The sequence below is a fragment of the Arenimonas sp. genome, assembly GCF_036275555.1.
Lineage (GTDB): Bacteria > Pseudomonadota > Gammaproteobacteria > Xanthomonadales > Xanthomonadaceae > Arenimonas.
In genome coordinates, this window is record NZ_DASUDO010000024.1 from 1 (window position 1) to 24,124 (window position 24,124).

23 protein-coding genes are annotated in these 24,124 nt (G+C 72.2%); 14 read left to right on the forward strand and 9 right to left on the reverse strand.

Annotation, left to right across the window (positions count from 1 at the left end; genetic code table 11):
* From VFV21_RS06230 to VFV21_RS06240, 3 genes are all read right to left on the reverse strand, one after another.
* Positions 1-292: thioredoxin family protein (locus tag VFV21_RS06230; protein WP_329668603.1), on the reverse strand; the 292-nt coding region annotated here is incomplete at its 3' end.
* An 81-nt stretch (positions 293-373) separates the two neighbouring features.
* Complete coding sequence (locus VFV21_RS06235; RefSeq protein WP_329668604.1) at positions 374-1,138, reverse strand: ABC transporter permease; 765 nt, start codon at positions 1,136-1,138, stop codon at positions 374-376.
* Positions 1,135-2,055: an ABC transporter ATP-binding protein gene (locus VFV21_RS06240; RefSeq protein ID WP_329668605.1), complete on the reverse strand. Its 921-nt coding sequence runs from the start codon at positions 2,053-2,055 to the stop codon at positions 1,135-1,137. The genes VFV21_RS06235 and VFV21_RS06240 overlap by 4 nt, the downstream gene beginning before the upstream one ends.
* 162 nt (positions 2,056-2,217) lie before the next feature.
* Between VFV21_RS06240 and VFV21_RS06245 the strand changes: the two genes are divergently transcribed.
* Together VFV21_RS06245 and VFV21_RS06250 are read left to right on the forward strand one after the other, a co-directional pair.
* The gene (locus VFV21_RS06245) at positions 2,218-2,823 is read left to right on the forward strand and encodes a hypothetical protein (RefSeq protein WP_329668606.1); all 606 of its coding nucleotides are present in this window, start codon (positions 2,218-2,220) and stop codon (positions 2,821-2,823) included.
* The gene (locus tag VFV21_RS06250) at positions 2,820-3,032 is read left to right on the forward strand and encodes a helix-turn-helix transcriptional regulator (protein WP_329668607.1); all 213 of its coding nucleotides are present in this window, start codon (positions 2,820-2,822) and stop codon (positions 3,030-3,032) included. Before VFV21_RS06245 ends, VFV21_RS06250 begins: the two co-directional genes overlap by 4 nt.
* Before the next feature lie 15 nt (positions 3,033-3,047).
* On the opposite strand, the gene VFV21_RS06255 is transcribed toward VFV21_RS06250, so the two are convergent.
* Positions 3,048-4,337: an amidohydrolase family protein gene (locus VFV21_RS06255; RefSeq protein WP_329668608.1), complete on the reverse strand. Its 1,290-nt coding sequence runs from the start codon at positions 4,335-4,337 to the stop codon at positions 3,048-3,050.
* A 148-nt stretch (positions 4,338-4,485) separates the two neighbouring features.
* Here VFV21_RS06255 and leuS point away from each other — a divergent pair, with 148 nt between their 5' ends.
* The 10 genes from leuS to tldD all read left to right on the forward strand — a co-directional run bounded on the left by leuS (position 4,486) and on the right by tldD (position 18,020).
* On the forward strand, positions 4,486-7,104 hold the full coding sequence (leuS, locus tag VFV21_RS06260; RefSeq protein WP_329668609.1) for a leucine--tRNA ligase: 2,619 nt from the start codon (positions 4,486-4,488) through the stop codon (positions 7,102-7,104).
* A 5-nt stretch (positions 7,105-7,109) separates the two neighbouring features.
* Positions 7,110-7,601 (forward strand): LPS assembly lipoprotein LptE, encoded by a 492-nt coding sequence (lptE, locus tag VFV21_RS06265; protein ID WP_329668610.1) that lies wholly within the window; start codon positions 7,110-7,112, stop codon positions 7,599-7,601.
* Complete coding sequence (gene holA, locus VFV21_RS06270) at positions 7,601-8,644, forward strand: DNA polymerase III subunit delta (RefSeq protein WP_329668611.1); 1,044 nt, start codon at positions 7,601-7,603, stop codon at positions 8,642-8,644. Before lptE ends, holA begins: the two co-directional genes overlap by 1 nt.
* Positions 8,641-9,300 (forward strand): nicotinate-nucleotide adenylyltransferase, encoded by a 660-nt coding sequence (gene nadD / locus VFV21_RS06275; RefSeq protein ID WP_329668612.1) that lies wholly within the window; start codon positions 8,641-8,643, stop codon positions 9,298-9,300. The genes holA and nadD overlap by 4 nt, the downstream gene beginning before the upstream one ends.
* A 31-nt stretch (positions 9,301-9,331) precedes the next feature.
* Positions 9,332-9,733 carry a ribosome silencing factor gene (gene rsfS, locus VFV21_RS06280; RefSeq protein WP_034211824.1) on the forward strand — a complete coding sequence of 134 codons (402 nt, stop codon included), beginning with the start codon at positions 9,332-9,334 and terminating at the stop codon, positions 9,731-9,733.
* Positions 9,734-9,881: 148 nt separating this feature from the next.
* Positions 9,882-10,352, forward strand: coding sequence for a 23S rRNA (pseudouridine(1915)-N(3))-methyltransferase RlmH (gene rlmH / locus VFV21_RS06285; RefSeq protein ID WP_329668613.1), 471 nt, complete (start codon positions 9,882-9,884; stop codon positions 10,350-10,352).
* Positions 10,353-10,425: 73 nt separating this feature from the next.
* A complete protein-coding gene (locus VFV21_RS06290; protein WP_329668614.1) occupies positions 10,426-10,995 on the forward strand; it encodes a Maf family protein in 570 nt (189 codons plus the stop codon).
* A 13-nt stretch (positions 10,996-11,008) separates the two neighbouring features.
* Complete coding sequence (gene rng / locus VFV21_RS06295; protein WP_034211830.1) at positions 11,009-12,487, forward strand: ribonuclease G; 1,479 nt, start codon at positions 11,009-11,011, stop codon at positions 12,485-12,487.
* A 7-nt stretch (positions 12,488-12,494) separates the two neighbouring features.
* Positions 12,495-16,301: a YhdP family protein gene (locus VFV21_RS06300; RefSeq protein ID WP_329668615.1), complete on the forward strand. Its 3,807-nt coding sequence runs from the start codon at positions 12,495-12,497 to the stop codon at positions 16,299-16,301.
* Between the two features lie 276 nt (positions 16,302-16,577).
* Positions 16,578-18,020, forward strand: a complete 1,443-nt coding sequence (gene tldD, locus VFV21_RS06305) for a metalloprotease TldD (RefSeq protein ID WP_034211833.1) — start codon at positions 16,578-16,580, stop codon at positions 18,018-18,020.
* 201 nt (positions 18,021-18,221) lie between these two features.
* Here the strand turns inward: tldD and yjgA are convergent, their stop codons facing one another.
* Positions 18,222-18,764, reverse strand: coding sequence for a ribosome biogenesis factor YjgA (yjgA, locus tag VFV21_RS06310; protein WP_329668616.1), 543 nt, complete (start codon positions 18,762-18,764; stop codon positions 18,222-18,224).
* A 35-nt stretch (positions 18,765-18,799) separates the two neighbouring features.
* Between yjgA and pmbA the strand changes: the two genes are divergently transcribed.
* Both pmbA and VFV21_RS06320 read left to right on the forward strand, forming a co-directional pair.
* A complete protein-coding gene (pmbA, locus tag VFV21_RS06315; RefSeq protein WP_329668617.1) occupies positions 18,800-20,158 on the forward strand; it encodes a metalloprotease PmbA in 1,359 nt (452 codons plus the stop codon).
* A gap of 100 nt (positions 20,159-20,258) precedes the next feature.
* Positions 20,259-20,594 carry a DUF4870 domain-containing protein gene (locus VFV21_RS06320; protein ID WP_329668618.1) on the forward strand — a complete coding sequence of 112 codons (336 nt, stop codon included), beginning with the start codon at positions 20,259-20,261 and terminating at the stop codon, positions 20,592-20,594.
* A 19-nt stretch (positions 20,595-20,613) separates the two neighbouring features.
* On the opposite strand, the gene VFV21_RS06325 is transcribed toward VFV21_RS06320, so the two are convergent.
* Genes VFV21_RS06325 through VFV21_RS06340 form a run of 4 tightly spaced genes read right to left on the reverse strand, consistent with a single transcriptional unit; the run spans position 20,614 to position 24,089 of the window.
* Positions 20,614-21,492 carry a farnesyl diphosphate synthase gene (locus VFV21_RS06325; RefSeq protein ID WP_329668619.1) on the reverse strand — a complete coding sequence of 293 codons (879 nt, stop codon included), beginning with the start codon at positions 21,490-21,492 and terminating at the stop codon, positions 20,614-20,616.
* A complete protein-coding gene (locus VFV21_RS06330; RefSeq protein ID WP_290888461.1) occupies positions 21,482-21,739 on the reverse strand; it encodes an exodeoxyribonuclease VII small subunit in 258 nt (85 codons plus the stop codon). Before VFV21_RS06330 ends, VFV21_RS06325 begins: the two co-directional genes overlap by 11 nt.
* 32 nt (positions 21,740-21,771) lie before the next feature.
* Positions 21,772-23,067: a tRNA lysidine(34) synthetase TilS gene (gene tilS / locus VFV21_RS06335; RefSeq protein ID WP_329668620.1), complete on the reverse strand. Its 1,296-nt coding sequence runs from the start codon at positions 23,065-23,067 to the stop codon at positions 21,772-21,774.
* Between the two features lie 35 nt (positions 23,068-23,102).
* Positions 23,103-24,089 (reverse strand): acetyl-CoA carboxylase carboxyltransferase subunit alpha, encoded by a 987-nt coding sequence (locus VFV21_RS06340; protein ID WP_414638501.1) that lies wholly within the window; start codon positions 24,087-24,089, stop codon positions 23,103-23,105.
* Positions 24,090-24,124 lie beyond the last annotated feature (35 nt).

Sequence of the window (24,124 nt, forward strand, 5' to 3'; positions counted from 1 at the left end):
CGGGGAAGCCATCCACGATCTGGCCGCCCTTGACCAGCATCACCGTCGGGACCGACTTGATCTGGAAGTAGCCGGCCAGCTGCTGCTCCTGGTCCACGTCCACCTTGGCCAGCACGAAGCCGCCGTTGAACTCGGCGGCCAGCTTCTCCAGCACCGGCCCGAGCGTCTTGCAGGGACCGCACCAGGTGGCCCAGAAGTCCAGCAGCACCGGGACGTCCTTGGACCTGAGCAGTACGTCCTGCTCGAAGGTCGGCAGGCTGGCGTCGAAAACATGGGGGCTGGCGGGGTTCATCGCGTGTCCGTGCGGTGGGGTGGCTACCCCACATGGTGCCACCGGCCGCGGTGTGCAAGCCCGGCGGCGCGCCGACGGGGCTCAGGCGGCTTCGATGCGCCGGAACCAGGCCACGCCCGCCAGCGCCGCAACCACGCCACCCGCGAGGCTGAGCGCCAGCACCCGCCCGGGCACCTGCGGGTCATCCGCCAGCACCTGCAGCGGCAGCGACCACGGGTACCAGGGCCCGAAGCGCGCCGACTGGCCGATCAGGAAGCCCATCACGGTGGCACCCATGCCCACGCCGACGGCGACCGCGAAACTGCGCCAGCGGATCGCGATCCAGGTGTGCAGTGCCGCCAGCAGCACGGTGGCGCCGAGGATCGTGGCCAGGGTGGACGCCAGCGTGGTCCAGGGCGGCGCACCGGCGAGGCCGAAGGCGGGCTTGGCCAGCATGAGCACCGCGCCGCCCAGCGGGACCAGCGCGAACATGGCGGCGTGCGCCAGCGCCAGCATCGCCAGCAGCGCAAGCAGCTTGGCCAGGTAGTGCACGTGCCGGGGCGGCGCCAGCGCCAGCAGGTGTTTCCAGTGCTGGCCCTGGTGCTCGAGGCCGGCGAGCAGCGCGGCCTGCAGCGTCACCAGCAGCGGCAGCATCAGGAAGGCCCAGAGCAGCAGCGTCGACTGCACCAGCGCCCGCCAGGCCCTGGCGCCATCGACGTCTTCGACGCGCGCCGGCAAGTTCGAGAAGGTGATCTGCAGGACGTAGACGCCGACCACCAGGGCCGGCGCGACCACGCACATCCACAGCGCCAGCGTGCCGCGCAGCTTCAGTTGCTCCGCCCACAGGGCGCGTGCGAGGGCGTTCATGCCACCTGCTCCCGACGATCGGCCGGCGCGGTGAGGTCGAAGAACAGGCGCTCCAGCGTCACCGGCTCCAGCGCCAGGTGGGCGACGGCGACGCCCGCGGCCACCAGCCGACGGTTGAGCTCGGGCACCGGCAGCCGCGGCCAGAGCCGCAGCGCGCGGCCTTCGGCGAGGGCCGGGTCTTCGCCGGCCTCGACCAGCACGCGGATCGCCCGCGACGGATCGTCGCAGCGCAGCACCAGGGCCGGGCGGACCCGGTCGCGCAGCGCCGCCAGCGTGCCCTGGAAGCGCAGCCGGCCGTGATCGAGCACGCCGACGTGGCTGGCCAGCTGCTCGACCTCGCCCAGCAAATGGCTCGAAAGGAACAGCGTCAGGCCCTCGCTGGCCACCAGTTCGCGCAGGAAGCCTCGCAGCTGCTGGGTGCCGGCGGGGTCGAGGCCGTTGCCGGGCTCGTCGAGCACCATCAGCTTCGGCCGCGACAGCAGGGCGAGGCCGATGCCGAGGCGCTGGCGCATGCCGAGCGAATACTCGCGCACGCGGCGGCCGGCGTCGTTGGCCAGGCCGATGCGTTCGAGCACTTCGTCCACGCGCCCGGCGGGCAGCCCGAGCAGGCGCCGCGTGACCTCGAGGTTGGCGCGGCCGTCGAGGTGCGGATACAGCGAGGGGTTCTCGACCAGCGCGCCCACCCGGGCCAGCGCGCCGCGCTGCGTGGGGTCGAGGCGTTCGCCCAGCAGCCGGACTTCGCCCGCGTCCGGCTTGAGCAAGCCCAGCAGCAGGCGGATGGTGGTGGTCTTGCCGGCGCCGTTGGGGCCGAGGAAGCCATAGATGCTCCCGGCGGGCACCGCCAGGTCGAGGTCATGCACGCCGTGGCCACCGGCGAAGCGGCGGCTGAGCGCGTGGGTTTGCAGGGCTAGTTCCATGGCAGGCAGGGCGCGGGAGGTGTGTCGAGTGTGACCGCGGGCCGCGCGCCGCGACCCGTGCCATGGGTTGCCCAACCATCGCTTGACAGGGACGAATCGGGATGTAAAGTGCAGATTACATTTTGTATGCCGGAGATTACGATGCGCGTGTCCGTCAAGGTATTGGCGATTTGGGTCCTCCTGGCCGCGCTGGCGGCCTGGCTGCAGATGGGCGCGGTCGCGCGGGTGGCCGGCGTCGATGCCGGCACCCTCGGGTTCGCCCTCGCGGTACTGCTTGGCCTGGCGGCGGTGCACCTGCTGATGACCTGGCCTCGCAGCGGCTTCGACGAGGCGATCTCCCCCGGCGAGTGGCGGGCCTGGGGCGGGTTGGTCGCCACGGTCCTGGTCATGGCCGGCGTGGTGGTCGAATCTGGCGAACTGCTGGGCGCCCTGAGGCCGGGTGACGGCGAGCGGATCGGCCGCCGCATCGTGGTGGGGCTGGTCATCCTTGCCGCCGTGGGTTGGCTGGTTGACCGGCGCTGGAAGCAGCGGGTCCAGGCCGACGAACGCGATCGCGAGATCGGGGCCCGCGGGGCCGTGTGGGGCCGGGCCGCGCTGGCGCTGTCGGTGTTTTCCCTGGTGCTGCTGCTGGCCGCCTCGCCGGCCGAGCGGCTGGCCTGGGCCACCCACCATGCGATCGCCCACCTGCTGGTGTACGCGATCGTGCTCGGCTTCGTGGTCGAGTACGGGTATGCGGTCGTGCGCTACTGGCGGGATCGGCGGGCATGACCGGCACGGTCCTCGCCAACCACATCCGCCGGCTGCGCTTCGAGCGCGGCGAAATGACGCAGGAGGCGCTGGCCCGCGAGGCGGGCGTCACGCGCCAGACGATCATCGCGCTCGAGTCGGGCAAGTACGCGCCGTCGCTGGAGCTGGCGTTCCGCATCGCCCACGTGTTCGGCGTGGGCGTGCAGGACGTCTTCGAGTGGCGGGGCTGAGCCCGCCGGGTACGCTCAGGGCTGGCGCACGACCACGCCGTCCTTCATCACGAAGTCCACGGCCTTGACCGCCTGGATGTCGGCCAGCGGGTCGCCCGGCATCGCCACCACGTCGGCGCGGAAGCCCGGCGCGATCCGGCCCAGGTCGGCGACGCCCAGCACCTCGGCGGCGTTCACCGTCGCGGTCTGCAGCGCGGCCGCCGGCGCCATGCCGGCCTCGACCATGAACAGGAACTCGTCGGCGTTGTCGCCGTGCAGGCTGACGCCGGCGTCGGTGCCGAAGCCGATGCGCACGCCGGCCCGGTGGGCCTGGCCGAAGGTGGTCTGGATCAGCGCGCCGATGCGCGCGGCCTTGGGCCGCACCACGTCGGGGTAGAAACCGTCGATCTTCGCCTTCTCCGCCACGAAGCGGCCGGCGCTGATGGTCGGCACGTACCAGGTGCCGTTCTTCTTCATCAGCGCGAAGATCTCGTCGTCCATGTAGGTGCCGTGCTCGATCGAGGTCACGCCGCCGACGATGGCGCGGCGGATGCCTTCCTTGCCGTGGGCGTGGGCGGCGACGCGGTAGCCGTAGTCATTCGCGGCCTCGACCACCGCCCGCACTTCGTCCTCGGTGAACTGCGGGCCGTCGCCGCTCTTGGCGTAGCTCAGCACGCCGCCGGTGGCGGTGATCTTGATGACGTCGGAGCCGTCCTGGTAGCGCTCGCGCACGGCCTGGCGGGCCTCCTCGGGGCTGTTGACCACGCCCTCGGCCGGGCCGGGCTCGCCGATCGCGTCCTCGAGCAGGTGGTTCATGCCGTTGGTGGGGTCGGCGTGGCCGCCGGTGGTGGCGATGGACTTGCCGGCCGCGTACACCCGCGGGCCCTCGATGAGCCCCTGGGCGATGGCGTCGCGCAGGGCCAGGGTGGTCTCGCCGCCGAGGTCGCGCACGGTGGTGAAGCCGGCCTGCAGGGTCTTGCGGGCATAGCCGACCGAGCGCAGCACGGTGAACTCCGGGTTGAGCCGGAAGCCTTCGGAGTAGGACTGGGCGCTGGACTGGTTGCCCAGGTGCACGTGCAGGTCGATCCAGCCCGGGCTGCAGGTGTGGCCGCGCAGGTCCACCGAGCGGGCGCCCTCGACCGCGGCCATTCCGGCGCGGACCTCGCGGACCTTGCCCTCGGCGACGACGATCGTCTGCTCCGCCCGGTTGCGGCCCGCGGCGCTGTCGAACAGCTGGCCGCAGTGCAGGGCGAGGGTTTCTGCCTGGGCGGCGGCGGGCAGGGCGAGGCAGAGGGCGAGTGGAAGCAGGGCATGGATCGGGCGCATCGGATTCCCCTTGGAGTGGTCGCCCGATGGTACCCGCTGGCGCAGCGCGCGCCGTCAAGGCGCCGCGAGGGCCGGCGGCGCCGGGCGGCGCGCCCGGACGCGCGCCGATTTGTTACGCTGGACGCCTGTTTTTCCCCGCCCCAAACCCATGTCCGACATCCAAGACCCCAGCGCCTACGACCCGAAGGCGGTGGAAGCCGCCGCGCAGACCCATTGGCAGGCCACGGCCGCCTTCGCCGTGCGCGAGGACGCCTCGCGCCCGAAGTACTACTGCCTCTCGATGCTGCCCTACCCCTCGGGCGCGCTGCACATGGGACACGTGCGCAACTACACCATCGGCGACGTGATCAGCCGCCACCGGCGCATGAAGGGCTTCAACGTGCTGCAGCCGATGGGCTGGGACGCCTTCGGCCTGCCGGCCGAGAACGCCGCGATCAAGAACAAGACCGCGCCGGCGCAGTGGACCTACAGGAACATCGAGCACATGCGCGGCCAGCTCCAGCGCCTGGGCTTCGCCTACGACTGGACCCGCGAGTTCGCCACCTGCACCCCGGAGTACTACCGCTGGGAGCAGCTGATGTTCACCCGCCTGATGAAGAAGGGGCTGGTGTACCGCAAGAATTCGGTCGTGAACTGGGATCCGGTGGACCACACCGTGCTCGCCAACGAACAGGTGATCGACGGCCGCGGCTGGCGCTCGGGCGCGCTGGTGGAAAAGCGCGAGATCCCGCAGTGGTTCCTCAAGATCACCGACTACGCGCAGGAGCTGCTCGACGGCCTGGATACGCTCTCCGGCTGGCCCGAGGCGGTCAAGACCATGCAGCGCAACTGGATCGGCCGCAGCGAGGGCCTGGAGATCCGCTTCGCCGTGGACGGCCTGGCCGAGCCCCTGGAAGTCTTCACCACCCGCCCCGACACGCTGATGGGCGTCACCTACGTCGCGGTCGCGGCCGAACACCCGGTGGCGCTGTGGGCGGCGTCGGGCAATCCGGCCGTGCGCGCCTTCATCGATGAGTGCCGCCGCGGCGGCGTGTCCGAGGCCGAGCTCGAGACGCAGGAGAAGAAGGGCATCTTCACCGGCCTGCACGCGGTGCACCCGGTGTCGGGCGAGAAGGTGCCGGTGTGGATCGCCAACTTCGTGCTGATGGGCTACGGCACCGGCGCCGTGATGGCCGTGCCGGGACACGACGAGCGCGACTTCGAGTTCGCGCACAAGTACGGCCTGCCGATCAAGCAGGTGGTCGCGATCGACGGCGAGACCTACGACGCCAACACCTGGCAGGACTGGTATGCCGACAAGACCGATCCGCGCATGCACGTGGTCAACTCCGGCGCGCTCGACAAGCTGGGCTTCCAGGCCGCGTTCGACGCGCTGGCGGACAAGCTGGCCGGCGAAGGCCTCGGCCGTCGCCGCGTCAATTTCCGCCTGCGCGACTGGGGCGTCAGCCGCCAGCGCTACTGGGGCTGCCCGATCCCGGTCATCTACTGCGAAAAGTGCGGCGCGCTGCCGGTGCCCGAAGACCAGCTGCCGGTGAAGCTGCCGGAGGACGTCGCCTTCACCGGCGTGGCCTCGCCGATCAAGGCCGATCCGGAATGGCGCAAGACCACCTGCCCGGGCTGCGGCGGTGCCGCCGAGCGCGAGACCGACACCTTCGACACCTTCATGGAGTCGAGCTGGTACTACGCGCGCTACACCTCGCCGGGCGCCACCGACCTGGTGGACGAGCGCGCCAACTACTGGCTGCCGGTCGACCAGTACATCGGCGGCATCGAGCACGCGATCATGCACCTGATGTATTTCCGCTTCTACCACAAGCTCATGCGCGACGCGGGCCTGGTGAAGTCGGACGAGCCGGCCACCAATCTGCTGTGCCAGGGCATGGTGGTCGCCGACACGTTCTATCGCGAGAACCCGGGCGCGCCCAACGACTGGTTCAATCCGGCCGACGTGGACGTGGTGCGTGACGCCAAGGGCCACGCCACCGGCGCGGTGCTGCGCAGCGACGGCCAGCCGGTGAAGATCGGCGGCACCGAGAAGATGGCGAAGTCGAAGAACAACGGCGTCGACCCGCAGACCATGGTCGACCGCTACGGCGCCGACACCGTGCGCCTGTTCTCGATGTTCGCCGCGCCGCCCGAGCAGAGCCTGGAGTGGAACGAGGCCGGCGTCGAGGGCATGGCGCGCTTCCTGCGCCGGCTCTGGAGCCAGGTGCAGAAGCACGTGGCCGAAGGCCCCGCGCCGGCGCTGGACGCCGCCGCGCTCGACGCCACGCAGAAGGCGCTGCGCCGCCAGGTGCACGAGACCATCCAGAAGGTCGGCGACGACTACGGCCGCCGCCACACCTTCAACACCGCCATCGCCGCGGTGATGGAGCTGCTCAACGCGATCGCGAAGTTCGACGACGCCAGCGCGCCGGGCCGGGCGCTGCGGCAGGAGGCCTTCGAGGCCGTGACGCTGCTGCTCAACCCGATCACGCCGCACACCTCGCACGCGCTGTGGCAGCGCCTGGGCCATGCCGAGGCCACGCTCGAGGACATCCCGTTCCCGCAGGCCGACCCGGCCGCGCTGGTGCGCGAGGCCGCCACCCTGGCGGTGCAGGTGAACGGCAAGCTGCGCGGTACCATCGAGGTGTCGGTGAACGCCGGCAAGGACACGATCGAAGCCCTGGCCCTGGCCGAGCCGAACGTGCAGAAGTTCCTGGAAGGCTTGGCCGTGCGCAAGGTGATCGTCGTGCCGGGCAAGATCGTCAACATCGTCGCGGGGTGAAGCTGATGCAGCGTCTACTGGTCCTGGTCTGCCTGCTCGCGGTCGCCACCGCCTGCGGTTTCCGCCCCCGCGCCTCGCTCGCGCTCGCCGACGACCTCGGCCCGGTGAAGGTGTCCACCAGCGATCCCTACAGCCCGCTGGGCCAGGGGCTGTCGGTGGCGCTCACCCGTGCCGGGGCCACGCCCGCCGTGGACGGCCAGCCGGCCGCGCAGCTGCGCGTGCTGTCCGAGTCGCTCGGCACCCGCCCGCTGGCGCTCGACCGCCTGGCCCAGGTGCGCGAGTACGAAACCACCTACCGCGTCCGCTTCGACCTGGTCGGCGCCGACGGCGCCGTGCGGGTGCCGGCCCAGGACGTCGAGCTGTCGCGCGAGTACACCTACGACAGCGTCGCTTCCGCCGGCAGCCCGGCCGAGCAGGCCCTGATCCAGGACGAACTGCGCCGCGAGATGCAGGCCGCGATCCTGCGGCGCCTGGACGCGGTGCTGCGCGCCGACTGATGGAGCTGCGCGCAGACCGCCTGGAGCGCCAGCTCGCCGGCGAGCCGCTGCGCCCGGTTTACCTGGTGGCCGGCGGCGAACCGCTGCTCGTGCAGGAGGCCGCCGATGCCATCCGCGCCCGCGCCCGCGAGGAGGGCTACACCGAGCGCGAGGTCTACGACGCCGAGGGCAGCTTCGACTGGAACACGCTCAGCCGCGGCCTGGCCTCGCTGAGCCTGTTCGCCAGCCGCCGCGTATTCGACCTGCGCCTGCCCACCGGGAAGCCGGGCAAGGACGGCAGCGAGGCGATCCGCGAATACTGCGAAAACCCGCCGCCCGACACCGTGCTGCTGATCACCGCGCAGGACTGGAGCAAGGCCCACGCCGGCAAGTGGAGCGAGGCGATCGCGAAGGCGGGCCACTTCCTGCCGATCTATCCGCTGAAGACGCACGAACTGGGCGACTGGCTGCAGCGCCGCCTGCGCGGGCGCGGCCTGGTGGCCACGCCTGACGCCGTGCAGCGGCTGGCGGACCGCGTCGAGGGCAACCTGCTCGCGGCCGCGCAGGAAGTGGACAAGCTGGCGCTGCTGGTCGGTACCGGCCGCGGCGCCGCGGCGCAGGCCATCGACGAGGCGCAAATGGAGCAGCTGGTCGCGGACTCCTCGCGCTTCGACGTGTTCAAGCTGGTGGACGCGGCGCTCGCCGGCGATGCGCCGCGCGCGGTGCGCATGCTGGCCGCGCTGCGCGCCGAGGGCGACCAGGTGGCGGGCCTGATGCCGATGGTCGCGAAGGAAGTGCTGGCGCTCTGCGCGCTCGCCCGCGCGGCGGAGTCGGGCAACGTGATGTCGGCGATGCGCGAGGCGCGCGTCTGGGACAGCAAGCAGGCGATGTACCGGCGCGCGATCGAGCGGCATCCGCCGTCGCGCTGGGAGGCCTTCGTGGCCGAGTGCGGCGCCATCGACCGCGCCGCCAAGGGCCGCGGCGGCGGCGACCCCTGGCTGCGGCTGGAGCGGCTGCTGGCCGCGATCGCCGACGCCCGCGCCCGGGGCCTGCTGGCGTCGTGACGCTGGCGCTCTACTACGGCGGCACCTTCGACCCGGTGCATGCCGGCCACCTGGCGGTGGCGCGGGCGGTGCGCGAGGCCTTCGGCACCGCCCCGGCCTTCGTGCCCGCCGCCGATCCGCCGCATCGCCCCGCGCCCGGCGCCAGCGCCGCCCAGCGCACCCGGATGCTGGAGCTGGCCCTGGCCGGCGAGCCCGGGTTCCGCATCGACACCCGTGAACTGCGGCGCGAGGGGCCGTCCTGGACGGTGCGCACGCTGCGCGACCTGCGCGCCGAGGCCGGGCCCACCGCGGCCGTGGCCTGGGTGCTGGGCGCCGACGCCTTCCGCGGGCTGCCGACCTGGCATGAGTGGGAGGCGCTGCTGGGGCTGGCCCATTTCGTGGTCGCGGTGCGCCCGGGGCATGCGCTCGACCCGCTGCCGCCGGCGCTGGCCGCGGCCTGCGCCGGCCGCTGGCGCGAGGCTCCCGCCGACCTGGCGGCCGCGCCGGCCGGCCGGCTGTTCAGGCTGGACATGGCCCTGCACCCGGCCTCGGCCACGGAAGTGCGTCGCGGCCTCGCCGGGGCCGGCGGCCGCGCGGGCTGGCTGGACCCGGCAGTGGCGGCCTACATCGCCCGGGAAGGGCTCTACCGGGGCGGCCCGGGCCCGGCGGGCGTATAATGCGGCCCGTCTTTCCGATTCGAGCGCCACGTTGACCACCCAAGCCCACGTCATCAAGACCCAGATGCCCGACCCGGCCCCGTCGCCGGAAGCCATCCTCAAGCAGGTGCACCTGGCGCTGGAGGAAATGAAGGCCAAGGATGCCGTCGAGATCGACGTGCGCGGCAAGACCAGCATCGCCGACTACCTCGTCGTGGTCTCGGGCACCTCGACCCGCCACGTGAAGTCGGTGGCCGACGAAGTGGTCAAGTTCGCCAAGAAGTGCGGCGTGATGCCGCTGGGCGTGGAAGGCGAGCGCGAGGCCGAGTGGGTGCTGGTCGACCTGGGCGACGTCATCGTCCACGTCATGCTGCCCCGCGTCCGCGAGTTCTACGCCCTCGAGCGCCTCTGGACCGTCGGCGACCAGCCGCCCGAAGACTCCGCGACGGTCTAGTCCTCGCGCTGGCAGGCGCTTCGTATCTAACGCGGATCAAAGCGGATGCACGCGGATAAGAGCGGATGAATTCCTTGTTCAGTCAATCCGCTTTTATCCGCGTGCATCCGCCTTTATCCGCGTTCATTCCCCTGGCGCCCCATCACCGATGAAAGCCCGGCTGATCGCGGTGGGTGAGCGGGCGCCGGAGTGGGTGGCCGCGGGGTTTGGCGAGTACCAGAAGCGCTTGTCGCACTGGTTGCCGCTGGAGCTGGTGGAGGTGGCGCCGGGGATGCGCGGCAAGGGCCGCGATGCCGCGCGGGCCATGGCCGAGGAGGGTGAGCGCGTGCTGGCGGCGGTGCCGCGCGGCGCGCATGTCGTCACCCTCGATGGCCGCGGCAAGCCGTATTCCTCCGAGCAGCTGGGGCAGCGCCTGGAACACTGGCGCCAGCAGGGCCGCGACCTGGCCTTCCTGGTCGGCGGGCCCGAGGGGCATTCGCCCGACGTGATCGCCGCGGCCGGCGAAAGCTGGTCGCTCGGGCCGCTGACGCTGCCGCACATGCTGGTGCGGCTGGTGCTGGCCGAACAGCTCTACCGCGCCGCCAGCCTGCTCGCCAACCACCCCTACCACCGCGCCTGACGCGACCGGCTGCCCGCTGAAGCCACCCGCCGGGGAACTGCCCGCGGACGGTGCCAGCGGCTATGCTTGGGCGATGCTCTATCTCGCCTCGCAATCCCCGCGCCGCCGCGACCTCCTGGCCCAGTTGGGCCTCGCGTTCGGCCTGCTCGACGTGGACGTTCCCGAACAGCGCCTGCCCGGCGAACCGCCCGATGACTACGTCCGCCGCGTCGCCCGCGAAAAGGCCGGCGCCGGCCTGCTGGCGGTGGTCGCGAACAAGGACGCGGTGGTGCTCGGCGCCGACACCGAAGTGGTGCTGGGCGACCAGGTGTTCGGCAAGCCGGCCGACGCCGACGCCGCCGCGCGCATGCTGCGCATGCTCTCGGGCCGCACCCACCGCGTGGTGTCCAGCGTCTGGCTGGTGAGCGCCGGCCGCGAGGCGAACGCCACCTGCGTCTCCGAGGTCCGCGTCGAGCCGCTCGACGAGGCGATGATCGCCGCCTACGTGGCCACCGGCGACTGCTTCGGCAAGGCCGGTGCCTACGCCATCCAGGGCCGCTTCGGCGCCCACGTCGCCCACCTCGCCGGCAGCTACACCGGCGTGATGGGACTGCCGCTGCACGAAACCGCGCGCCTGCTGCGCGGCTTCGGGCTCCTGCACTGAACCGGGGAACCGCGTGTCCGAGGAAATCCTGATCAACGTCACCCCGCGCGAGACCCGCGTCGCGGTGGTCGAGAACGGCATGCTGCAGGAGCTGCACATCGAGCGCGCCTCGCGCCGCGGCGTGGTCGGCAACATCTACAAGGGCCGCGTGCAGCGGGTGATGCCCGGCATGCAGGCGGCCTTCGTCGAGATCGGGCTGGACCGCGCGGCGTTCCTGCACGCCTCCGACATCCTCAAGCCGGCGCTGGCGGGCGAGGGCGACGACGCGCCGCCGCCCCCCGGTCCGCCGCCGACCATCAACTCGCTGGTGCACGAAGGCCAGGAGATCGTGGTGCAGGTGGTCAAGGACCCGATCGGCAGCAAGGGCGCGCGGCTCACGACCCAGCTCTCGATCCCGTCGCGCTATCTGGTCTTCCTGCCGCACTCGCGCGTGCTGGGCGTGTCGGCCCGCATCGAGGACGAGGCGCAGCGCGCGCGGCTCAAGGCCCTGATGGCGTCGCTGGCGAATGGCTCGGGCCAGGGCTACATCGTGCGCACCAATGCCGAGGGCCAGCCCGACGAGGCGCTGGCCGAGGACGTGGCCTACCTGCAGCGCGCCTGGGGCGTGATCCGCGCCGCCAGCGCCAGCACCCGGGTCGGCCAACGCATCTACGAAGACCTGGCGCTGCCGCTGCGCGCGGTGCGCGACCTGATGCGCAAGGACGTGGACAAGGTGCGGGTGGATTCGCGCGAGGCCTTCGAGAAGCTCACGACCTTCGCCAACCAGTTCATGCCCGACCTGGCCGAGCGCATCGAGCACTACGCCGGCGAGCGGCCGATCTTCGACCTCTACGGCGTCGAGGACGAGATCCTGCGGGCGATGCAGAAGGAGGTGCCGCTCAAGTCCGGCGGCCACCTCATCATCGACCAGACCGAGGCGATGACCACGGTGGACGTCAACACCGGCTCCTTCCTTGGCCAGCGCAACCTCGAGGAAACGGTGTACCGCACCAACCTCGAGGCCGCGCAGGCGGTGGCGCGCCAGCTGCGGCTGCGCAACCTCGGCGGCATCATCATCATCGACTTCATCGACATGACCGACGACGAGCACCGGCGCCAGGTGCTGCGCACGCTCGAGAAGGGCCTGCTGCACGACCATGCGCGCACCTCGGTGCACGAGTTCTCGCCGCTGGGCCTGGTGGAGATGACGCGCAAGCGCACCACCGAGAGCCTCGAGCGCCAGCTCTGCGAGCCCTGCCACGAATGCGGCGGCCGCGGCACGCTGAAGACGCCGGAAACGCTGACCTACGAGATCTTCCGCGAGATCACCCGCGCCGTGCGCCAGTTCGAGGCCTCGCAGCTGCTGGTGATCGCGTCGCCGCGGGTGGTGACCAAGATCACCGAGGAGGAATCCGCCGCGGTGGCCGAGCTCGAGGAGTTCCTGGGCAAGTCCATCCGCTTCCAGGCCGACGAGCAGTACGCGCAGGAACAGTACGACGTGGTCCTGCTCTGAGCCGCGGATGAGTTCGCCGCTGCGCCGCCGGATCCGCCATGCCCGCCGTTTCACCGGCTACGGGCTGCTGGTGCTGCTGATCCTCGCAGCCACCCTGGTCGGCGGCCTGAACCAGCTGCTGCCGCTGGTCGAGCGACACCCGGACAAGATCGCCGGCTGGCTGTCGGAACGGCTGCGCCAGCCGGTTGCCTTCGACGCCGCGCGCGGCGAGTGGACCCGGCGCGGGCCGCGCTTCACGCTCGACGGGCTGCGCATCGGCCCCGAAGGCCGCCGCCTCGACATCGGCCGCGCCGAACTGCTGGTGGCGGTGTACTCGGGCCTGCTGCCCGGCGCGCCGCTGACCGAACTCAAGGTGCGCGAGCTTTCGCTGGTGCTGGAGCAGGGCGAGGACCGCCGCTGGCGCATGGTCGGCCTGCCGTTCCAGCCCGATCCGGCGGTCGATCCGCTCGACACGCTCGAAGCGCTGGGCGAACTGCAGGTGGAACGCGCCAACCTCGCGGTGCGCTCGCCCGCCTTCAAGCGCGAACTGCGGCTGCCGCGCGTCGACCTGCGCCTGCGCGTCGGCGGCGACCGCCTGCTCGCCGGCGTGCGCGCCTGGGCCGATCGCGAGGGCACGCCGCTGCAGGCCGTCGCCGACCTCGAGCGCGGCACTTGGTCGGGCCTGCTCTGGGCTGGCGGCAAGCCGCTGGCGCTGGAGGAATGGTCGCCGCTGCTGGCCGACACCGGCATGGTGGTGGCCGGCAAGGGCGCGGTCGACCTCTGGGCGCGTATCGATACCCAACGGGTCATGGACGTGCGCGTCCGCGCCCAGCTCGCGCCGATCGCGCTGGTGGCGCGCACGCCCTGGCACCGCGACGGCGGCGACGCGCTGTCGTCGCCGCCGGTGGCCTTCGAGCGCGCCGACCTGCTGGCGCGCTGGCAGGCCGACGCGAACGGCTGGCAGCTGCACGCGCCCGAGCTGCACTTCCACGAGGGCGGGCGGCGCGAACCGCACAGCTTCGATGGCCTGTGGCTGGCCGGCGGCGAGCGCTTCGCGCTGCAGGCGCCGCGCATGGACCTGGCCCCGGCGCGCGCGCTTGCCACCCTGGCCCCGGCCGTGCCCGCCGGCCTGCGCCAGTGGCTGCACGAGGCGGCGCCCGACGGCGTGCTGCACCACGTGCAGGTGCAGGGCCGCGAGGGCGACTGGTCCGGCTCGGCGCGGATCGACGCCGTGGGCTGGGCGCCCTACGGCGGCCAGCCGGGCGTGCAGGGCCTGGGCGGCAGCGTCGCCTACGACCAGGACGGCGGCGTGCTGCGCCTGGCCGAAGGGCCGGCGCGTTTCGACTGGCCGAAGTTCCGCCAGCCGCTGGATTTCCGGCTGGGCGGCACGCTGGGCTGGTGGCGCGAGGGTGGGCTGTGGACGGCGGGCGCCAGCGACCTGCGCATCCGGGGTGCCGATTTCGGGGCGCGGCTGCGCGCCGAGCTGCATTTCCCGGGCGAGGCCCGGCGGCCGCGGGTAGACCTCGCGGCGATCGTGGATCCGTCGCCGGTGCCGGCCGCCGGCAAGTTCTGGGTGCAGGGCAAGATGCCGCCCACGACCATCGAGTGGCTCGACCGGGCGCTGCTCGACGGCTCGGTCGAACAGGGCCGCGCCGTGCTCGCCGGCGACCTGGCCGACTGGCCGTTCCGCAACGGCGAGGGACGCTTCGACGCCCGCGCCCGCGTCTCGCAGGCGCGCGTGGCCTTCAATCCCGAGTGGCCGGACGCCGAGGCGATGGACCTCGATGTCGCCTTCGACGGCCCGGGCATGACGCTCGAAGGCCAGGGCATGATCCTGGGCAACCGCGTGCGCCGGGTGGCGGGCGGCATCGCCGACTTCCGCGACCCGCGGCTGGTGCTCGACATCGAGGCGCCCGCCGACGGCGCTTCGCTGCAGGCGCTGATGCTGGAGAGTCCGCTGCGCGCGCGCTTCGAGGAGCACCTGCTCAACGCCAGCATCCGCGGCCCGGCCGAGGTGCGGCTGTCGCTCGACCTGCCGCTGGCTGCGCGCCTGGGCGGCCGCCGCATCGACGGCACCATCGACCTCGCCGGTGCGCGCCTGTCCGATCCGCGCTGGGACATCGACCTGCAGGCAGTGAACGGGCGCACGCGCTTCAGCGACCGCGGCTTCATCGCCGACGCGCTCGAGGTCGAGTTCGAGGGCGAACCCGCGCGCTTCAGCCTGATGGTCGGCGCGGACTACACCGGTGATGCCGGCCTCGCCGCCCGCGCCAGCCTGGTCGGCGGGTTCCCGGCCCAGACGCTGATCGCGAGGCACCCGCCGCTGGCCTGGCTCGACCCGTGGCTGGTCGGGCGCAGCACCTGGACCGTGGCGGTGGACATCCCGCAGTCGGTGCCGGGCGCGGCGGCGGCGCCCTCGCGGCTGTCGATCAACTCCGACCTGGTCGGCACCGCCGTGGCGCTGCCGGCGCCGCTGGCCAAGCCGGCCGAGGCGCGCTGGCCGCTGCGGCTGCAGGCGCCGCTGCCGCTCGCGGGAGGCGAAGTGCGCATGCAGCTCGGCGACACCCTGCGCCTGCGCGGGCGCATGGGCAGCGACGATGCGATGGGCGGCCTGCTGCTGTTCGGGCCCGGCGAGGAGCCGCCGCTGCCGCAGCAGGGCCTGGTGGCGCTGGGCCGCACCGAAACCCTGGACGCCGCCGGCTGGATCGCGTTCGCGGCGAAGGGCGAGGGTGCCGGCGGCTTGCGCGAAGTGGACCTGCGCGTCGCCAACCTCGACTTGCTCGGCTCCCGTTTCGCCGACACCCGCCTGCAGCTGCGGCGCGAGCCCGAGCGCACGCGCCTGTCGCTCGAGGGCCCCGCGGTGGCGGGCGAGATCGACATCCCGCGCGACCTGGCGCAGGGCATCGACGGCCGCTTCGCGCGCCTGCACTGGCCGGAGAAGCCCGAGCCCACGCCCGAGCAACGGGCGACGCTCGAGGCCGGCCGCAGCGACGACCCGGCCAAGCTGCCGCCGCTGCGCTTCCGGGTGCAGGACCTGCGGCTGGGCCAGCTGGCGCTGGGCGTGGCCGAGCTCGCGGCGCAGCCGATGCCCGAGGGCCTGCGCATCGACCGATTCGACACCACCTCGGACGCCGTGCAGCTGCGCGCGCGCGGCGAATGGCTGCGCGCCGGCGAGGGCAGCAGCCGCTCGCGCTTCGCGGTCGACTTCGGCGCCGACAGCCTGGGCGACATGCTCGGGGCTTTCGGGCTTGCCGGCATGGTCGAGGACGGCGAGACCCGCGGCCGGCTCGAGGGTGGCTGGCCGGGTTCGCCGGGCGCCTTCGCGCTGGCGCGTTTCGAAGGCAAGCTGTCGGTCGACGTGGGCGAGGGCCAGCTGCTGGAGGTCGAGCCCGGCGGCGGAGGGCGCGTGCTGGGCCTGATCAGCCTCGCCGAGATCCCGCGCCGGCTCAGCCTCGATTTCAGCGATTTCTTCGAGAAGGGCTTCGGCTTCAACACCATGCGGGGCGAATTCGTGTTCGCCGACGGCCGCGCCAGCACCGACCTGCTGCAGATCAACGGCCCCGCCGCCGAGATCCGCGTGAGCGGCTCGACCGACCTGCGCGCGCAGCAGTACGACCAGCGCATCGAGGTGCTGCCCAAGGCCGGCGGCGTGCTGCCCGCGATCGGCGCGATCGCCGGCGGCCCGGTGGGCGCCGCGGTCGGCGCGGTCGCGCAGGCCGTGCTGCAGAAACCGCTCAAGCAAGCCGCGCGCACGGTGTACCGGGTGACCGGGCCGTGGAAGGAGCCGGTGATTGAAGTGGTGGAGAAGGGGCCGCCGGTGGCCGGCGGGGACTAGCGAGCGAGGAGCTTAGGAAATAGTGGATAGGAGGTAGGAGGTAGGAGGTAGTGGGTGGCTCGGTGAGGTTTCCGGGGGGATGGGAACTAGTGAAGAGGAAACAGGAACCAGTGGAAGAGGACGCCGCATCGGATCAGCCGCGCGAACGCCGCTTCTCACTATCTCCTAACTCCTCTTCACTATTTCCTCGCTTTTCCCGTCTTCCACCCCTTGATCACCCCACCCATCCCCCACATCTGTCACCCTGATCATCACTCCCGCACGCCGCCCACGCCCATGACCGACACCCTGCAACTCGCCCAATCGCGCCTGCTCACGCCGGGCGGCCTCGGCCTCGATGGCCTGGACGCGGCCTTCGGGCGGCTGATGGGGCCGGGCGTGGATTACGGCGATCTGTATTTCCAGCACAGCCGGCGCGAGGGCTGGAGCCTGGAGGACGGCATCGTCAAGGACGGCTCGCATTCGATCGAGCAGGGCGTCGGCGTGCGCGCGGTCAGCGGCGAGAAGACCGGCTTTGCGTATTCCGACGACATCCGCGCCGATGCGCTGCTCGAATCCGCCTCGGCCGCGCGCGCGATCAGCCGCAGCGGCGGCCAGTCGGCGGGCGGCCAGCGCGTCGTGGTGCGCGGGCGCGAACTCTATGCGCCGGTGGACCCGATCGACGGCATGGCCACGGACGAGAAGATCCACGCGCTTCGCGAGGTCGACCAGTGGCTGCGCGCGCAGGATCCGCGCGTCAAGCAGGTGGTCGTGAGCCTCTCCGGTGGCGTCGACACGGTGCTGGTGGCGCGCAGCGACGGCACGCTCGCGTCCGACGTGCGGCCGCTGGTGCGCTTCAACGTGCAGGTGATCGTCGAGCACGACGGCCGCCGCGAGCAGGGCTACTCCGGCGCCGGCGGCCGCTATTCCTATGCCGAGCTGTTCTCCGGCGGGCGGCCGCGCGCGGTGGCGAAGGAAGCCCTGCGCCAGGCGCTGGTCAACCTCGAGGCCGTCGACGCGCCGGCCGGCACGCTACCGGTGGTGCTGGGCCCGGGCTGGCCGGGCGTGCTGCTGCATGAGGCGGTGGGCCATGGCCTCGAGGGCGACTTCAATCGCAAGGGCACCTCGGTCTACGCGGGCCGCATCGGCGAACGCGTGGCGGCACCGGGCGTCACCATCGTCGACGACGGCACGCTGGCGGCGCGCCGCGGCTCGCTCAACGTCGACGACGAGGGCACGCCCACGCAGTGCACCACGCTGATCGAGGACGGCATCCTGCGCGGCTATATCCAGGACACGCTCAACGCCCGGCTGATGGGCGTGGCGCCGACCGGCAACGGCCGCCGCGAGAGCTTCGCGCACCTGCCGATGCCGCGCATGACCAACACCTACATGCTGGCCGGCGACTACGACCCGGCCGAGATCATCGCCTCGGTTAAGAAGGGCCTGTACGCGCCGAACTTCGGCGGCGGCCAGGTCGACATCACCAGCGGCAAGTTCGTGTTCTCGGCCACCGAGGCCTACCTGATCGAGGACGGGAAGATCACCCGGCCGGTGAAGGGCGCCACCCTGATCGGCAACGGCCCCGAGGCCATGACCCGCGTCAGCATGGTCGGCCGCGACCTCGAACTCGACCAGGGCGTCGGCATCTGCGGCAAGGACGGCCAGTCGGTCCCCGTCGGCGTCGGCCAGCCCACCCTCAAGATCGACGCCATGACCATCGGCGGCACGCGTGCCTGATTTTTCCGGCGCTTCGGTCGCTGGCGCGGTTGAACGCGGATCAGAGCCGATGCGCGCGGATAAAAGCGGATTGAGCCATTGAAAAACCCAAGGCCAAAAAACCCATCTTCATCCGCTCTTATCCGCGTGCATCCGCTTTTATCCGCGTTCGGACACCTGGCCCACAGTCTTCGCGGCGCGATCCCGCGGAGCCACCCGGCCTCACTCGCCAGAGCCGTCGCCGGAGGCGGCGAGGAGGGTGCGGAGTTCGCGGAAGAGTTCGCGGTAGGCGTGCGGGGGTTTGTTCTTCAGGCGTTCCTGGTGCGCGTTGCGGGCGAGCTGGCGCAGGTGCTGGCGGTCGGCGTGCGGGTGGCTGGCCAGCAGCTCCGAGAGCGCCTCGTCGCCGTCGGCGACCAGCTTGTCGCGCCAGTACTCGACCTCGTGCAGGGCCTGCGCCTCGCGGCGGCCTTCGGCCTTGTCGTGGTCCAGCGCCGCGCGGATCACCTGCAGCGCCTCGTCGTCCTGCCGCCGCATCTGCTTGGCCAGGAAGTGGATCTGCCGCTTGCGCGCGATCTGCGAGGTGATCTTCTTCGAGGCGATCACCAGCGCCAGCAGGTCCTCGTCCATCGGGATCTGCTGCAGCCGCGCGTCGCTCTCGCCGACCAGCTTCATGGCCAGGTCCAGCACCGCCAGCGCCTCGCGGCGCTGCTCGCTGCGGCTCGGGCCGTAGTCGTGTTCCTCGTCTTCGAAGTCTTCTTCGTGCATCGTCCACCACCGTCCTGGAGCGAAAGGATACGCCCATGCAGCCCCTGACCGCAGCTTCCGATGATTCCCTGGCCCGGATGGACCGCCTGTCCGGCCTGGCCCGCGAGGTCCTGGACCAATGCGCGCGCCTCGGCGCCAGCCAGGCCGAGGTGACCATGAACGAGGACGCCGGCCTGTCGGTGAACGTCCGCATGGGCGAGGTCGAAACCGTGGAGCGCACCCGCGACCGCGGCGTCGGCCTCACCGTGTACTTCGGCCAGCGCAAGGGCAGCGCCAGCACCGCCGACCTGCAGCCCGACAGCCTGCGCGCCAGCGTCGAGCAGGCTTGCGCGATCGCGCGCCACACCGAGGCCGACCCGGCCGCCGGCCTGGCCGATGCCGACCGCATGGCCACCGACCTGCGCGAATTCGACGGCTGGCACCCGTGGCCGCTCGACGCGGACCGCGCCATCGCGCTGGCGCTGGAGGCCGAGGCCGCCGGCCGCGCCGCCGACGCCCGCATCTCCAATTCCGACGGCGCCGGCGCCTACAGCAGCGAAAGCGTCTCGGTATACGCCAACAGCCACGGCTTCCTCGGCGCCGAGCGCGGCACCAGCCACTCGCTCAGCGTGTCGCTGATCGCCGGCAGCGGCGACCGGATGCAGCGCGACTACTGGTACACCAGCGCGCTCTCGCCCGACGACCTCGAGGCCCCGGTCCAGGTCGGCCGCCGCGCCGCCGAGCGCACGCTGCGCCGCCTCGATCCGCGGCCGATCCGCACCGGCGAGTACCCGGTGCTGTTCGCGCCGGAAATGGCCCGCAGCCTCATCGGCCACCTGCTCGGCGCCGTGTCCGGCGGCGCGCTGTACCGGCGCGCCAGCTTCCTGCTCGACCACGCGGGCAAGCAGATCCTGCCGCCGTGGTTCGCCATCTCGGAGCGGCCGCACAAGCCGCGCGGCATCCGCTCCTCGGCCTTCGACGCCGAGGGCGTGGCCACGGTGGATTCCGACCTGGTGCGCGACGGCATCCTCCAGCGCTACGTGCTGGGCAGCTATTCGGCCCGCAAGCTGGGCCTCAAGAGCACCGGCAACGCCGGCGGCGTCAACAACCTCGAGGTCGCCGCCAACGCCAGCGGGCTCGAGGACATGGCCCGGGCCATGGGCCGCGGCCTGCTGGTCACCGAGCTGATGGGGCAGGGGGCCAACACCGTCACCGGCGACTATTCGCGCGGGGCCGCGGGCTTCTGGGTCGAAGGCGGCGAGCTGGTCCACCCGGTGGACGAACTCACCATCGCCGGCCGCCTGCCGGAGATGTTCCTGGCCATCGAGGCGGTGGGCGCGGACGTCGACCGGCGCTCGCACGTTTCGGTCGGTTCGATCCTGGTCGGGCGGATGATGGTGGCCGGGGAGGCCTGATCCTGCGTTGCCTTGACAGCCTCTTCACAAGCCCGGAAATTAGCCGGGCCAAGGCGCCCCCGGCGCCAGCAAACCAAGCATCCAATCGAAGGGGAACCGAATGAACGACGTGCAAGCCGAAGACAAAACCCTCGCCCTGATCACCCACCTGTCGGGCATCATCGCCGGCTTCATCGTTCCGCTGATCATCTGGCTGATCAACAAGGACAAGGCCGACAAGTCCTGGCTGACCGAGCAGTCCAAGGAAGCGCTGAACTTCCAGATCACCGTGCTGCTGGCCTGGATCGTGGCCGTGGTGCTGAGCTTCCTGCTGATCGGCTTCCTGCTCTACCCGGTGATCCTGATCGGCAACATCGTGTTCTGCATCCTGGCCGGCATCAAGGCCAACAACGGCGAGAGCTACCGCTACCCGGTCGCCATCCGCCTGGTCAGCTGAGCCGCGCGCGTCGCGCCGGTCAGTTGGCCCGCGCGACCGCGAATTCGGCGAGCCGGCGCAGTGCGCCGGCCTCGTCGCCAAGCGGCCCCAGGGCCGCTTTTGTTTTTTCCGCCAGCTCCGCCAGCAGCGCCTTCGAGCGCGCCATGCCCAGCAGGGCCGGGTAGGTGGATTTTTCCTGCGCCTGGTCCTTGCCGGCGGTCTTGCCGAGCTGGGCGCTGTCGCCTTCGACGTCGAGGATGTCGTCGCGGATCTGGAAGGCCAGGCCCAGCGCCGACGCATAGTCGTCCAGCCGCGCCAGCGTGCCGGCATCGGCACCGCCCGCCAGCCCGCCCATCCGCACCGCGGCCCGGATCAGCGCGCCGGTCTTGAGCGCATGCAGGCGCTCGAGCTGCGCCACTTCGAGCAGCCGGCCGGTGGCGTCGATGTCGAGCGCCTGGCCGCCGCACATGCCGGGCGCGCCGGCGGCGCGCGCCAGCGACTGCAGCCAGGCGACGCGCAGCGCGGCGTCCGCCGGCGCGTCCGCCAGTACCTCGAAGGCCAGCGCCTGCAGCGCGTCGCCGGCGAGGATGGCGGTGGCCTCGTCGAAGGCGACGTGCACGGTGGGCCGGCCGCGGCGCAGCGCGTCGTCGTCCATGGCCGGCAGGTCGTCGTGCACCAGTGAGTAGGCGTGCACCAGTTCGACCGCGGCGGCCGGCGCGTCGCACAGGATTTCATCGGCGCCGGTGGCGGCGCCGGCGGCGTAGACCAGCATCGGGCGCAGGCGCTTGCCGCCGCCCAGCACCGCGTGGCGCATGGCCGAGTGCAGGCGTTCCGGCGAATCGTTGGCCGGGGGCAATGCGCTTTCGAGGCGGGCTTCGACGCGCTGCATCCAGCGCGCCGCGGCCGGATCAACCGGCATCGGGCTGGAACGGCTGGCCGCTGTCGGGATCGGCCGGGTCGCTGAGCAGGCGCACGCGCAGTTCGGCCTGCTCCAGCGCGCCCTGGCACTGGCGATACAGGCCGACGCCGCGCTCGTACGCCGCGAGCGAATCGTCGAGCGAGAGGTCGCCCTTCTCCATCTTCTGCACCAACTGCTCGAGCTCGTCGAGCGAGGTCTCGAACTGGGCGACGGGGGACGGCGGCGATGCGGGGGTCTTGGCGGCCATGCGCGGAGTTTGCGGGGCGAGGCGGCGGGTGGTCAACGTGGCCGCGGCATCGCCGGCGACTGCAGGCGGAGGCAGGCGCCTCGGGCGGCCAGCCAGTCGTGTAGCGGCGCCGCGATGGCCACGTCGCCGGCCGCCAGCAGCTCGCCGCCGGGGCCCGAGAGCAGCGGCAGCCGCGCGCGCAGCCAGGGCGGCAGGCCGAGGTCCTGCAGCACGTGCTTGAGTTCACTCGAATGCGCGCGGCCCGGCAGCACCAGGCGCTCGCCGCCCTGGCGCGCGTGCACGCGCAGCGGCGCATCGAAGGCGCTGGCCGGCGACAGCGACAGCACGTCGCCGGTGGGCAGCGCCAGCGGCGAGCGGCCGTCCCAGGCCTGCGCGAAGTCCGCGGGCAGGGGCGGCATCGTCGGTCCGGCGTACAGCAGGTCGCGCCAGCGTCGCACCACGGCGCCGGACCAGGCGAAGGCCGGCTCGCCGTCTTCGCGCGCCGGCAGCAGTTCCCCGGTGATGGCGCGCAGGCCGGCGGGCGGCAGCGGCGGCAGGCCGAGGTCGCGCACCCAGCGGCGCAGCACGCGGTCGCGCCAGCCCGGCGCCAGCGCCTTTAACGCCGGCACCGACAGGGTGGCGGGGTCCAGGCCCTGCACCTGCGCCAGCCGGCGCGCGTCCTCGCCAGAGAGCAGGTCCGCCTGCCCCGCAAGCAGGGAGGCGCTGCGCGCCAGCCCCGCCGCGGCCCCGGGCCAGCGGTCGGCGAGCCGCGGCAGCACCTGCCGGCGCAGGAAGTTGCGGTCGGCGTGGTCGGTGGCGTTGCTGGGGTCCTCGATCCACGCCAGCCCGTGTTCGCGCGCGTAGCGGGCCAGCGCTTCGCGCGGCTGGTCCAGCAGCGGCCGCCAGAGCCAGCCGGCGCCGAAGCGGCGCAGCGGCCGCATCGCCGCCAGGCCCTCGCCGCTGCCCCGCAGCAGGCGCAGCAGCACGGTCTCGGCCTGGTCGTCGCGGTGGTGGGCCAGGGCAACCCGCTCGCCGGGCACCAGGCCGTCCGCGAGGGCGTCGTAGCGCGCCGCGCGCGCGGCGGCTTCCAGGCCGTCCCCCGCGTCGTGCACGGCGACGCGGCGCGATTCGAAGGCGATGCCCAGCCCTGCGCAAACCTCGGCGCAGCGGGCCGCCCAGGCGGCGGAACCGGGCTGCAGGCCGTGGTCCACGTGCAGCGCGCGCAGTCCGTCGGCGCGCACCGCCGGGCTGGACGCCAGCCAGTGCAGCAGCACGGTCGAGTCCATGCCGCCGCTGAAGGCGACGCGGACGGGGCAACCAGGGGACGGCGGCGGCGAATCCAGCGGCATGCGGCGTCCCGTCGGGCCCGGCCGCCGCGGCGCGGTCAGGCGGCCTCGTAGGCGCCGTAGCTGCGCAGGCGCTGGTAGCGGTTCTCGAGCAGCTGCGGGATCTCGACGCGGTCGAGCACCGCCAGCTCGGCCTGGATCAGCTGCTTGAGCGTGGCCGCCATCGCGGCGGGATCGCGGTGGGCGCCGCCCAGCGGCTCGGGCACGATCTTGTCGACCAGGCCGTGCTCGAACAGGCGCTTCGCGGTCAGGCCCAGGGCCTCGGCCGCGTCGCGGGCCTTGTCCGCGGACTTCCACAGGATCGAGGCGCAGCCTTCCGGCGAGATCACCGAGTAGGTGCTGTATTCGAGCATGAGGGTGCGGTCGCCGACGCCGATGGCCAGCGCGCCGCCGGAGCCGCCTTCGCCGATCACGGTGCAGATGACCGGGATCTTGAGCTCGGCCATTTCCAGCAGGTTGCGGGCGATGGCCTCGGACTGGCCGCGCTCTTCGGCGCCGACGCCCGGATAGGCGCCCGGCGTGTCGATGAAGGTGAGCAGGGGCAGCTTGAAGCGCTCGGCCATCTTCATCAGGCGCAGCGCCTTGCGGTAGCCCTCGGGGCGCGGCATGCCGAAATTGCGCTTGATCTTGGCCTTGGTGTCGCGGCCCTTCTGCTGGCCGATGATCATCACCGTGTCGCCGTCGAGCCGCGCCCAGCCGCCGACGATGGCGGCGTCGTCGCGGAAGGCGCGGTCGCCGTGCAGCTCGATCCAGTCGGTGAAGATGTGCTGGACGTAGTCGAGCGTGAACGGACGTCGCCCGTTGCGGGCGACCTGCACGCGCTGCAGCGGCGTGAGGTTCCGGTAGATCTCGGCGCGAAGCTCGCCGAGCTTGCGTTCGAGCGGCTCCAGCTCCGCTTCGACGCCCAGCTGCTTCTCGCCCGCGAGCTTCATGAGCCGCAGCGCCTTGCGGTAGCCCTCGGGTTTGGGCATGCCGAAATTGCGATGGATCTTTTCCTTGGTGTCGCGGCCTTTCTGGTGGCCGATGATCACGCAGCTCTCGCCGTTGAATCGGGCAAGCC

Bases quoted from the DNA above. Each gene is read 5' to 3' on its own strand.
- VFV21_RS06235 (WP_329668604.1), bottom strand. From the start codon at position 1,138: ATGAACGCCCTCGCACGCGCCCTGTGGGCGGAGCAACTGAAGCTGCGC.
- VFV21_RS06240 (WP_329668605.1), bottom strand. From the start codon at position 2,055: ATGGAACTAGCCCTGCAAACCCACGCGCTCAGCCGCCGCTTCGCCGGT.
- VFV21_RS06250 (WP_329668607.1), top strand. From the start codon at position 2,820: ATGACCGGCACGGTCCTCGCCAACCACATCCGCCGGCTGCGCTTCGAG.
- VFV21_RS06255 (WP_329668608.1), bottom strand. From the start codon at position 4,337: ATGCGCCCGATCCATGCCCTGCTTCCACTCGCCCTCTGCCTCGCCCTG.
- leuS (WP_329668609.1), top strand. From the start codon at position 4,486: ATGTCCGACATCCAAGACCCCAGCGCCTACGACCCGAAGGCGGTGGAA.
- lptE (WP_329668610.1), top strand. From the start codon at position 7,110: ATGCAGCGTCTACTGGTCCTGGTCTGCCTGCTCGCGGTCGCCACCGCC.
- holA (WP_329668611.1), top strand. From the start codon at position 7,601: ATGGAGCTGCGCGCAGACCGCCTGGAGCGCCAGCTCGCCGGCGAGCCG.
- rlmH (WP_329668613.1), top strand. From the start codon at position 9,882: ATGAAAGCCCGGCTGATCGCGGTGGGTGAGCGGGCGCCGGAGTGGGTG.
- VFV21_RS06290 (WP_329668614.1), top strand. From the start codon at position 10,426: ATGCTCTATCTCGCCTCGCAATCCCCGCGCCGCCGCGACCTCCTGGCC.
- VFV21_RS06300 (WP_329668615.1), top strand. From the start codon at position 12,495: ATGAGTTCGCCGCTGCGCCGCCGGATCCGCCATGCCCGCCGTTTCACC.
- tldD (WP_034211833.1), top strand. From the start codon at position 16,578: ATGACCGACACCCTGCAACTCGCCCAATCGCGCCTGCTCACGCCGGGC.
- yjgA (WP_329668616.1), bottom strand. From the start codon at position 18,764: ATGCACGAAGAAGACTTCGAAGACGAGGAACACGACTACGGCCCGAGC.
- pmbA (WP_329668617.1), top strand. From the start codon at position 18,800: ATGCAGCCCCTGACCGCAGCTTCCGATGATTCCCTGGCCCGGATGGAC.
- VFV21_RS06320 (WP_329668618.1), top strand. From the start codon at position 20,259: ATGAACGACGTGCAAGCCGAAGACAAAACCCTCGCCCTGATCACCCAC.
- VFV21_RS06325 (WP_329668619.1), bottom strand. From the start codon at position 21,492: ATGCCGGTTGATCCGGCCGCGGCGCGCTGGATGCAGCGCGTCGAAGCC.
- VFV21_RS06330 (WP_290888461.1), bottom strand. From the start codon at position 21,739: ATGGCCGCCAAGACCCCCGCATCGCCGCCGTCCCCCGTCGCCCAGTTC.
- tilS (WP_329668620.1), bottom strand. From the start codon at position 23,067: ATGCCGCTGGATTCGCCGCCGCCGTCCCCTGGTTGCCCCGTCCGCGTC.